The organism is Mesorhizobium sp. M0195 (assembly GCF_040322115.1).
GTDB lineage: Bacteria > Pseudomonadota > Alphaproteobacteria > Rhizobiales > Rhizobiaceae > Mesorhizobium.
This window is the reverse complement of the sequence record NZ_JAMYSV010000007.1, coordinates 37,256-48,342: the sequence shown is the minus strand read 5'-3', so window position 1 is coordinate 48,342 and position 11,087 is coordinate 37,256. Positions and strand designations below refer to the sequence as shown.

Sequence of the window (11,087 nt, the reverse complement as noted above, 5' to 3'; positions counted from 1 at the left end):
AACGGGGCGGCGCGGAACCGCCGCCCCATTGCTGATACAGACGCGACTACAGCTTCGGGCACTGCTCGCCGGGGTCGACATCCTTGAAGGTGTCGACGACGGAAACCGAACCGTCCGCCTTTACCTGGCCGAGATACATGGTCAGCGGAGCGTGGTGCTGCTTGTTCATCGAGACCGTGCCGCGCGGGCCGGTGAAGGATACCTCGGCGAGTGCCGCAAGCACAGCTGCAGTGTCGGTCGACCCGGCTTTCTCGACCGCGGCCTTGTAGAGGTAGATGCCTTCATATTCAGGCACCGAGAGGTCGTTGGGGGTGCGCAGATCCGCACCGAACTTCTTCTCGATCGCTGTAAGGAAGCTCTTGTTGGCGTCGCTGTCGATGCTGGTGACGTAGGAAGCTGAAATGAAGATGCCAGCCGCGTCCGCGCCCATGCTCTTTGCGGTCCCCTCGTCGACCGCGAGGTTGCCATAGGGGATGGTGACACCGGCGCCGCGCAGCTGCTTGGTCAAGGTGACGTTCGGCGCGCCGCCCGCCGTCGAGGTGATCACCGCATCGGCGCCCGAGCTCTTCAGATTGGAGATGATCGCCGTCCAGTCACTCCCTTCCATCGGCAGATACTCCTCGCCGACGACGCTGGCGCCCGACTTCTCGATATAGGCCTTGGCGAATTCCAGCATGCCGCGGCCGAATGAATAATCCGAGCCGATCAGGAAGAACTTCTTGGCGCCTTGCGTCTTGATGAAATTGTCGACGATCGGCGGCACCTGCTGCTCCGGCACCCAGGCATTGACGAACAGGTTGGCGTTGCAGGATTTGCCCTCGTAGAACGAGGTGTAGATGTAGGGGATGTCGCCCTTGGAGATGATCGGCAGGCCGGCATTGCGGGCAGCACTGGTCTCCATGGTGATGACGGCGTTGACCTCCTTCTGGAAGACCAGCGAATCGAAGGCTTTTTGCGCGCCGGCCGCACCCGAGGCATCGTCGGCGATCTCCAGCGCAAGCTGGCGTCCGAGCACGCCGCCGGCGGCATTGATCTCGGCGACCGCGAGTTCGGCCGATTGGACGACCGACGGTGCGACGACGCTGTTGGCGCCGGAGAGACCGACCGGGATGCCGATCTTGATCGGGCCGTCCGCGGCGAAGGCGGCGCTGGTCAGGGCGGCGCCGGCGAAGGCAAGGATCACTGCTCTGTTCTTCATGGTATTCCCCTTTCTCTGGTTGATCGTACCGGGTAGTGCCGGCTTCTTCTTGGTTATCCGTAGACGTCTGCGCGGCGGTCGCCGATAGCGTCGTTGCGCTCGCTCAGCGCGCGGGCCCTGGCGACCTCGCCGAGGTTGATCGTGGCGATTAGGATTTCCTCGTCGGCTTCGCTGGCCGGCCCGGCGATCGGCCAGCCGGTCGGGCCGACGATCAGGCTTCTGCCGACAAAGGGCTGGCCGCGCTCGATGCCGACACGGTCGGCGCAGGCGATGTAGATGCCGTTGCTGTGGGCGGCCGCCTTGTGCAGGATGTTGGCCATCGGCTCCGGGTGATCGCCCTGAGCGGGCATCGGCACCCAGTTGGTCGGCACGCAGACCAGCTCAGCACCCTTCAGCGCCAGTTGCCGGTAGGTTTCCGGGAACCAGCCGTCATAGCAGATCGCCACGCCGATCCTGCCGATCGCGGTCTCGAACACCGGCAGGCCGAGATTGCCCGGCTGGAAGTAGAGTTTTTCGCGGTTCCACAAATGCAGCTTGCGATAGGTGCCGATGGGACCCGATGGCCCGCACAGCATGGCGGCGTTGAAGAACCAGTCGCCGTCGCGCTCGGCAAGGCCACTGACGATGTGGAGGCCGAGTTCGCTGGCCAGCGAGCACAGCAGCGCTGCACTGCGTCCCTCCGGAATGGGTGCTGCGAGTTCGGCGAGCTCTTCCCGGCTGTCAAAGACATAGCCGCTGTCAGCGAGTTCCGGCAGCACCACCACCGACGCACCGAGACCGGCGGCCTGGCGGATCAGCCGCTCCATCGATCTGAGATTCTTGTCCAGCCGGCCGATCGCTGGTTGAAACTGGATGCAGGCCAGACGGAGGTCCGTGGATGCTGTCGCCGATAGTGCCAAAGCCTGCCTCCAAACGCAAAAAACCCCTGGGCGCGGAAGTCATCCGCGAGCCAAGGGCTACATAGCCATCAATGTGAAACGGCATTCCTGCCGAAGAGCAAACCTGCTCGTGCTTTAAGAAGTTGCACGGACCGAAGACTGCGTCAAGGGCCTAAGATTCCGGCGCCAAGAAACGGTGAAGAGTTCAATTTATAGAAGTAAAATCAGCCGGTTATAGAAGCTTTCTGCCGTGCCCCGCCGCCGGCACCCTATCGATCGTTCGGCTGTTTCTGATTGCCCTGCGCGGAAATCCCAAAGCCGAAAGCCCGCATCGCTTCCTGCGCGGCAAGGATGCCGTCGGCCACGGAAACCAGCGCGATGCGCTTCGACGTCGCCTGGTCACGGATCAATTTGTAGGCGGTCTCCTCGTCGACCCCGTTCATCTCGACCAACACCTTGACCGCCTTCTCGATCGTCCGTCGACCTTTCAGAGTATCCTCCAGCTTGCGCACCTTGTTGGCCAGCCGTCCTTCATAGCCATAGCGGTAGCGGGCCAGCGCGAACTGCGTCAGCACGCCGAGCTGCCGGAGCGGCTTGGTGATGACGCCATGGGCGTTGAGATCGATGATCGCCTTGATCGAAGTCGGGCTTTCGTAGGTGACGATGGCGACGACGGCGGCATTGACGCCTTCGATTAGCGAAACCATTGCATCGGTCGGCGCCTCGCCCACCTGCACGAACACCGTATCGATGTCGCCCGGGATCGAAGCCGGCGGCGGCCACGCCGCGCGAACCTCGCAGCCGAGCCGCCTGAGGTGATCGACAAGGGCGGCACCATCCTCGTCCTTGGGGTGGATGACGAGGATCTTCGCCTGCCTGAGATCGTTGAGGATGCGTTTGAGCGTTGCCGTCATTACAGCCACGGCTCTTCGAAATGGGTCGAGGCGAGATAGGGGTCAGGCCGAATCGGCGCCTGCGACTGCCAGGCGATGTCGAACTGGCCGGCAGCGTTGGCGATGCCGATACGCGGCGTCGACCAGACGTGACGGTTTTCCTGGTCGAACATTATCCGTCCCTCCGGCGACGCATAGTCGACTTCTAGCGCCGCCTGACTGAGGCGGAAAGTGTCGAGGGTTCCGGCCTTCTCCAGCGCGCGGGCGAACAGATGCACCTGCGTATACGCAGTTTGCGACCACATGGTCGCGGTTGTGCGGTCGCCAAAGCGGCGGGCCAGGTCACCGACAAAGCGCTGGTTCTCGTCGCTGTCGACACTCGCCAGATAGGGCGCTGCCAGCACATGGCCCGTACAATGCTCGGCGCCGATCACGCGGATCTCGCCTTCGGCCAGCGTCAGGCTGGCGATCGGCCGCTTTGTCCGGTCGATGCCGGCCTCGGCATAGAGCCTGTAGAGGATTTGCGCGCTGCGCCCGATCACCGTCGAGAAGACGGCGTCCGGCGCGGCCTTCTCGATGTCGGCCATCAGCCGGTGGATCCGGCGTTCGTCGGCATCGAGCGGCACATATTGTTCCTCGACAATGGTGCCGCCCTTGCATTCCAGCAGGTCGCGCATCACCCGGTTGGATTCATGCGGGTAAATGTAGTCGGACCCGGCCATGAACACGCGCGGCCCGTAGCGTTGCAGGATGAAGTCGGCCAGCGCGAAGGTGTTCTGGTTGAGCGTGGCGCCGGTGTAGAGGACGTTTTCGGAATATTCGAAACCCTCGTAGATCGAGGGATACCAGAGCAAGCCGTTGTAGCGCTCGACGATCGGCAGCACCGCCTTGCGGCTGCCCGACATCGAACAGCCAAAAATGACGTTGACGTCGTCCTCGGTCAAAAGCTTGCGGGCCAGCGACCGAAACGCCTCGGGGTCGCTACCCGGGTCGTAGGCTATGGGCTCGATCTGCCGCCCCAGCACGCCACCGCCGGCATTGATCTCCTCGATGGCAAGCGCAGTCCCGTAGAAATGCTCGCTTTCGGTGACCGAAGTGATGCCGCTGCGCGAAAAAAGGATGCCGACGCGCCATGTCTGGGCTGTTCCTGTCACGGCAATCCTCCCCTGCGCTTTTCCGGCAAAGGCCTATTGCACGCGGGGCGCCATGGCAATCGCGTAAACTTGCCGTTTGCGTCGTGAAAGATGTATTTCCTCTTGAGCGAGAAAGAAGACATTGCAAATAGGGCGGGCCAAACCTGCTTGGCGTTTGCGTGGGTCAAAAAGGCGGCACTCACGAGTTGCCGAGCCGATAGACCGGGATGCCGAGCTTGCGGGCCTTGTCCGCGAGGTTCTCCTGAATGCCGGTGCCCGGAAAGATGATGACACCGATCGGCATGACCGCCAGCATCTGGTCGTTGCGCTTAAAGGGAGCGGCCTTAGCATGTTTGCTCCAGTCGGGCTTGAAGGCGACCTGCGGCACCTTGCGATGATCGGCCCAGCGGGCGGCGATCTTTTCGGCGCCTTTCGGTGATCCGCCGTGCATCAGCACCATGTCGGGGTGCTTGGCGCGGATTTGGTCGAGCTTTGCCCAGATCAACTCGTGATCGGCGGTATCGCCGCCGGAGAAGGCGATCTTGGGGCCGGCGGGTAACATGACCTCGGTTTCCGCGCGCCGCCTGGCCGCGAGGAAGTCGCGGCTATCGATCATTGCGGCGGTGAGATGGTGGTGGTTGACCATCGACCCCGTGCGCGGTCGCCAGGCCGAGCCGGTGTACTGATCGTAGTGGTCGGCGGCCTGGTCACGCATGAGCTCGAAGGCGTCGCGCCGTTCGATCATGGTCTGGCCTTGGGCGGTGAGGTTCTCGAGTTCAACCGCCTTGATCTCGCTGCCGTCCTGTTCGCGCTGCAGTCGGCGCTGGGCCTGCTCGTTGTCGTCCAGTTGCCGCTCGATCCGTTGTACAGCTCGGTGGAAGACATTGGTGACGGACCAGAGCAGGTCATCGAGGTCGGGTTCGAGGCGCGTGTCGGCCAGGGTGGCGATGAGGGCGTAAAAGATGTCGGCCACGGCTCCGGCCACGTGGTCGCCAACGGGGAGCGGTCGCGGATCGGGCTCGTCCGCAAATGGGCGCCAGCCATAGAGCTGGAGTTCGGTGAGAATGTGATCGGTCGGAGAAGCGGCGTGGTGCGGTTCGGTGTCGTCGTGCTCGCTCATGGGGATGCTCCCGTCGGTTTGACCGCGACCCTCGCGGCCTTCATGGCGACGAGAGCCCACGGGCGGGTTGGCCCGACACCCGAAGTGAAGCGGAGGGCCGGAGCGCAGCGGAGGATGGCGGCGGCCGGCTATTTTGCCTCGCGATGGAAAGGCGTCGCGCCCAATCGCTGCCATTCGCGAGCAGTCGTGCGCCGCCGGAAAATAGTCGGCCGCCGCCATTGCCTGGCCGGCCAGTTCGTGGGCCCGATCGCCCTCTCGAAGGCCGGGTCGCGGTTCTCTGCCGGCGGGCCACGCATCCATGCGGCGCAGCCGGCACCGTGCGCCGCGCGCTTCCCCTCACGGCTCATGCCGCCTGTTTCAGATAGCGGATGCGATCTTTGCGCATGAGCTGGTCCGCAATCGAGGCCCGGAAGGCGGCAAGTCGGAAATGGCGGAGATCTTCGTTGAAGTCCCCCGTCTCTGGCGACAGCACGATTGCCTCGATTCCGGCGTCCGTCGCGCGCTCGAGCAGGCTGTCTCGGGCACCGTCACCGGCCGGATCGTTGTCGCGGATGACATAGAGCCGCTGCAGGTTTGGCGGGAACAGGATGGCGGCGAGATGAGCCGCCGAGAGAGCCGCCGCCATCGCCATGTCGGGCAAGGCGCATCTGAGCGACAGCGTCGTCTCGATGCCTTCGCCTGCCGCCATGACGCTGCCGGGTACGCCGAAGCGGACGGCGTGACCGAGAAGGTCACCCATTGCCCGACGCGGCGTGTCGACGGGTGCCTTGCCGGTGCCGTCCCGTGCGAGCCAGGTGCGGTGTGCGCCGGTCAGATGCCCATCCAGATCGGTAACGGCGGCAATCATCGCCGGCCAGGTCTCGGTCGGTCCATGATCGTCTGGCCGGTAGTAGCAGTGTGGATGGAACTGCAAGGCTGCGGTACCGTGCAAAGTCGCAATGGCACGTCCACGCAAATACGTTTCCACGACGGTGCCGATAATGGGCTTCGACATGGCGACCAGTCGGCGAGCCGCTTCCGGAGATCCAATGGGGACCTGCGTGATCGGCGCGGCCGGTCGGGGTGCCATGGCAGCTGGCATAGCGAGAAACACGCGCGCCTCGTCAGCGACGTCCCGGAAGTTGACCAGTCCGAGGCATTCGCGGATGACATCGAGCAGGTCGCCATGCTCGCCGGTAGCGGCGTCGGTCCATTTGCCTGGCGGTCCCTTCTGGGATGGCTGCAGACGCACGAACATCGAGCGGCCCGGCGCATTGCGGACGTCGCCGACGGTCCAATAGTTGCCCTGGCGACGGCCATTGGAGAGGTAGTGGCGGCACACCGCCTCGGCATATTCGCCGAGGCGGTGTGCGAGGTTGGATGCAGCGTGACGCGGAATCATGCAGTCTCCCGCTCACTGACCCGCTCGATTGGGAAGCGGTCGAGCACGCGCTCCAGCACGGCGAGCCCGTTGGCGTCGATCGGCACGAACATCCTGAGCTTCCACGAAATGATCTCGTGGAAGAGACCGTAGGCGGTGAGGCGCTCGCGCATCGTGTCGGTGAAGCCGGACAATTCGATGCGCCATGCGCCCATGACGCGGCTGCGGCGAAGCTGGAGATCCTCGGCAAGTTCGAGGATCGTCCGGCCGTCCATGAGAGCCGCAAACGCCTGTTCCGGCGACAGCGCAACCACGTTCGTCGCAGAGGCGTTGGCGGCCCATGCCGGCGAGACACGGCGGCCGATGAGGCGCTCGCCCTCGTCGGTCTGAAGTCGATAAACGCGGGTCGACTCGTTGGGCAGGCGCTTCCAGATCGGCAGCAACAGGCCGGTGACCATGTGCAAGACCGAGTCCGAAAACTCCGACACCCCGGCGATTTCGGCCGTCCAGGCAGTTATGAACGCCTCGCGGTCGGCCTCTACCCAGCGTGTTTCGCCCATGGCCTTAAGCGGCATGTTCTGGCCTTCCATCGGCCGGATCAGGCGGACACGTCGCTCAACCTCGCCATCGTCGAGCATGACGCTGGGGGTCGGGATCTGCACGGCGGCGCGGCTCGATTGCTCGTTGATGAGCAGTAAGGCACGCGGATCGCAAAGGTGATGGAGCGCCGCATCGATTGTGACTGGCCGATTGAGCTTGCGTTCGGTGATCGTGAGAAGGCGCGTTTCGGCGCCGGTGCGCGGATGGGTGTAGATCACCTGCCGATCGGTGACGACGAAGTTTTCGGCCTGCAGCGTCTCCAGCCCGGCATCGTAGGTGCCTGAGGCGATGGCGCCATCGATCCGAGCGGCCAGCAGCTGCTCGAACGCGCCGAACAGCACGCTCTGCAGCTCGATAGTCAGCGCCAGCAGCCGGTTCAGGAAGGTGGTGATCGGCGGCAACTCGTCCTTGATGCCATTGGCATCCATCAGCTTGAGACCCGTCGCCGCCTCGAAACGCTCGAGCGAGCAGCCCTCGACCTTGCCGCGTACGATCAGCAGATAGAGTTGCCGTAGCGCATCGCGGGCATAATGGCTTTCGAGGTTGTCCTCTGGCCGGAACAGGCCCTGACCACCGGTCTGGCGCTGGCCGCGCGTGATTGCGCCCAACGTGTCGAGACGGCGGGCGATCGTCGAGAGGAAGCGCTTTTCCGCCTTCACATTGGTCGAGATCGGCCGGAAGAGCGGCGGCTGCGCCTGATTAGTGCGATGCGTGCGGCCCAGGCCCTGAATGGCGGTGTCTGCCTTCCACCCGGCTTCGAGCAGATAATGCACACGCAGCCGCGTGTTCCGGGCCGAGAGTTCGGCGTGGTAGCTCCTCCCCGTTCCGCCCGCGTCCGAAAAAACCAGAACGCGCTTCTGGTCATCCATGAAGGCTTGCGTCTCGGCGAGGTTGGCTGACCCGGCACGGTTTTCAACGACAAGGCGCTCGCCCTTGCGGACAATGCGGCGCGAGCGACCGGTGACCTCGGCCACGATGTCCACCCCGAAATGCTGGACGATCTGGTCGAGCGCGCCGGGGACAGGCGTCAAGCTGGCGAGTTTGGCAATCAGCTCGTCGCGCCGGGCGACCGCCTCGCGGCTCTCGACGGGCTGGCCATCGCGGTTGACCGGGCGCGACGACAGATTGCCTTCGGAGTCGGTGAAGGGCTCATAGAGCTGCACCGGGAAGGAATGGGCGAGATAGTCGAGGACGTATTCGCGCGGCGTGATGTCGACTCGGACGTCGTTCCATTCCTCAGTCGGCAGCTCGGCCAGCCGCCGTTCCATGAGCGCCTCGCCCGTCGAGACGATCTGGACAACGGCCGCATGGCCCTCCTCCAGATCGCGGGTGATGGAGCGGATCAGGGTCGGCGTCTTCATGCTGGTCAACAAATGACCGAAGAAGCGCTGCTTGGCGCTTTCAAAAGCGCTGCGCGCGGCCGACTTGGCCTGGGCATTGAGCGTGCCGGTGCTGCCAGTGATGTTGGCCGCCTGCATCGCCGCATCGAGATTGTTGTGGATGACGCCGAAGGCCCCAGCGTACGCGTCATAGATGCGGACCTGTTCGGGCGTCAGCTCATGCTCGAGCAGTTCGTATTCGACGCCGTTGAAAGAGAGCGAGCGGGCCGTATAGAGGCCGAGTGCCCTGAGGTCGCGTGCCAGCACTTCCATCGCCGCCACGCCGCCGGCCTCGATCGCCTCGACGAACTCGGCGCGGGTCGAGAATGGAAAATGCTCGCCGCCCCAGAGGCCGAGCCGCTGGGCATAGGCGAGATTGTGCACGGTGGTGGCGCCAGTCGCCGACACATAGACGATGCGGGCTTGCGGCAGTGCGTGCTGCAGCCTCAGGCCGGCACGGCCTTGATGGGAGGGAGCGGCGTCCCCGCGTTCGCCCTTGCCGCCACCGGCGTTTTGCATGGCGTGCGCCTCGTCGAAAATGATGACCCCATCGAAATCCGGACCCAACCATTCGACGATTTGTTTGACCCGCGAAACCTTCTCGCCGCGATCGTCTGAGCGTAGCGTGGCATAGGTGGTGAATAGGATGCCTTCCGCCAGCGTGACCGGCCTGCCTTGCGGGAAGCGGGAGAGCGGGGTGACCAGCAAGCGCTCCATGCCGAGCGCGGACCAGTCGCGCTGCGCATCCTCGATGAGCTTGTCGGACTTGGAGATCCAGACCGCCTTACGACGGCCCTGCATCCAATTGTCTAGGATTACGGCGGCGGATTCGCGGCCCTTGCCTACCCCCGTACCGTCGCCGATCATGAAGCCTTGCCGGAAGCGCACGGCACCCGCGGTGTCATCGGCCGCGGCGCTAACCACGTCAAAGGTATCGTCGAACGTCCAGGCGCCGGCGAGATACTCGGCATGAGCCTCGCCGGCATAGATGACGGTCTCGAGCTGCGCGTCCGAGAGCAGGTCAAGGACGTTCTTCGGCAGGCGCGGCCGGTAGCTCGGCTTGGGTGGCGCCACCGAGGCCATGGCCGCCGATTGAACGAGCTGGGTGGGGTGAGCCCGCGAGCCGGGGATGCGGATCGCCTGAAGCTGGTAGGCCTCATAGATGGCGTCGCTGATCTGACCCCCCTCGGCCGCCTGCCAGTCGACAGCCTCATAAGCGAGGTCGATGGCTTCCGGTTCGGCGATCGACATGCGTGGCGTGGTTCTCGCCGAGCGTTTGAGATAGCCGTGCACGGTGCGGGGAGCGGCGACCGCCGATGCCGCGCTCGAAACGGCGGCCATCACGACCGGCGGCCGCGCGGGAAGGCGCTCCTCAATCCACGTGAGGAGCGTTGCCGCATCCGGAGCGACGTCGGGAGCATCCGGGAAGACGGTGGGATCGTCCGCCGGCAGCTTGTCGATGACGGTGAGGCGTGTCGGAAAGGTCGTGCCATGCTTGGCGTAGGCCGAGCCGTCGATGGCGGCGGAGAAGACGACGCGGCCACGTTCCTGCAGGCGCGTGAAGGCAGCGGTCCAGGCCGGATGGTCGGGCGAGAAGTTCGCACCAGTGATCGTTACCAGCCGCCCGCCGGGAGCCAGTCGCGTCAGCGCCGAGGCAATGTGACGCCAGGCCGCATCGGCCATGCGGCCCTCGACATTGGCCATGACGGAGAATGGCGGGTTCATCAGCACCACGCTCGGCACGGCGCATGGATCGAGATGGTCATCGATCTGAGCAGCGTCGAAGCGGCTGACGGGAACGGCCGGAAAAAGGGAGGAAAGAAGTTCCGCGCGCGTCGCGGCGAGTTCGTTGAGGACGAGCGAGGCACCGGCGATCTCCGCCAGGATGGCGAGCAGCCCAGTGCCGGCGGAAGGCTCCAGCACACGGTCGCCGGGCGTGATGGCGGCGGCCGTTGCGGCGACCAGGCCGAGCGGAATCGGCGTCGAGAACTGCTGGAAGGTCTGTGCTTCTTCGGACCGGCGCGTATGCGTCGGCATGAGCCCTGCGATCTTCGACAAAGCGGACAGCCGTGCAGCCGGAGATTCGGCTTTGCGGAAGAGCGCCTTTCCGTACTTGCGGAGGAAAAGGACCGTTGCGGCCTCGCAGGCATCGTAGGCCTGCTTCCAGTCCCAGGCGCCGGCGGCGTCGGAGGCGCCGAATGCGGCTTCCATCGCCGAGCGCAGCTTTGTCGCGTCGATGCACTCGCCGCGTTCGAGACGGGGAAGCAGCAGGCCGGCGGCGGCGAAGATAGCGCCGGCTGCACGGGTTTGGGCGAGCGGGAGCGGCGCGGCGGTTGGAACCGCCGCAGCGGGCGAGATCATGTACATGGTGTGAACCTCGGGAGAGCGGGGACAGGACCGAGCCGCGCGGCGCTCTCTCTGGACCGCACGGGTTCAAACCCATCCCGGCCCGCCTCTCCCTCTCAGGTCCCGCCGAAGCTAAAATGAAACAAGCGCCCGGCCATGAGGTGGAGCGCTTGCCGGTAT

The 11,087-nt window shown here is 64.7% G+C and carries 7 protein-coding genes; all 7 read right to left on the bottom strand.

The genetic code is table 11. The features are described from left to right. Window positions 1-46 precede the first annotated feature (46 nt). Entirely contained in the window at window positions 47-1,198 is a 1,152-nt protein-coding gene (locus NKJ12_RS16040; protein ID WP_352703771.1) for a substrate-binding protein, read from the bottom strand. A 53-nt stretch (window positions 1,199-1,251) separates the two neighbouring features. After that, a complete protein-coding gene (locus NKJ12_RS16035) occupies window positions 1,252-2,097 on the bottom strand; it encodes a nitrilase family protein (protein ID WP_352703769.1) in 846 nt (281 codons plus the stop codon). Between the two features lie 248 nt (window positions 2,098-2,345). Beyond that, entirely contained in the window at window positions 2,346-2,990 is a 645-nt protein-coding gene (locus NKJ12_RS16030) for an ANTAR domain-containing response regulator (protein WP_352703767.1), read from the bottom strand. Then, window positions 2,990-4,123 (bottom strand): transporter substrate-binding domain-containing protein, encoded by a 1,134-nt coding sequence (locus NKJ12_RS16025; protein WP_352703765.1) that lies wholly within the window; start codon window positions 4,121-4,123, stop codon window positions 2,990-2,992. Before NKJ12_RS16025 ends, NKJ12_RS16030 begins: the two co-directional genes overlap by 1 nt. Window positions 4,124-4,301: 178 nt before the next feature. Then, window positions 4,302-5,222, bottom strand: a complete 921-nt coding sequence (locus NKJ12_RS16020; protein WP_352703763.1) for a DUF2493 domain-containing protein — start codon at window positions 5,220-5,222, stop codon at window positions 4,302-4,304. A 343-nt stretch (window positions 5,223-5,565) separates the two neighbouring features. Then, the gene (locus tag NKJ12_RS16015) at window positions 5,566-6,600 is read right to left on the bottom strand and encodes a DUF7146 domain-containing protein (RefSeq protein ID WP_502905716.1); all 1,035 of its coding nucleotides are present in this window, start codon (window positions 6,598-6,600) and stop codon (window positions 5,566-5,568) included. Continuing rightward, the gene (locus NKJ12_RS16010; RefSeq protein WP_352703758.1) at window positions 6,600-10,928 is read right to left on the bottom strand and encodes a strawberry notch-like NTP hydrolase domain-containing protein; all 4,329 of its coding nucleotides are present in this window, start codon (window positions 10,926-10,928) and stop codon (window positions 6,600-6,602) included. Before NKJ12_RS16010 ends, NKJ12_RS16015 begins: the two co-directional genes overlap by 1 nt. Window positions 10,929-11,087: the final 159 nt, after the last annotated feature.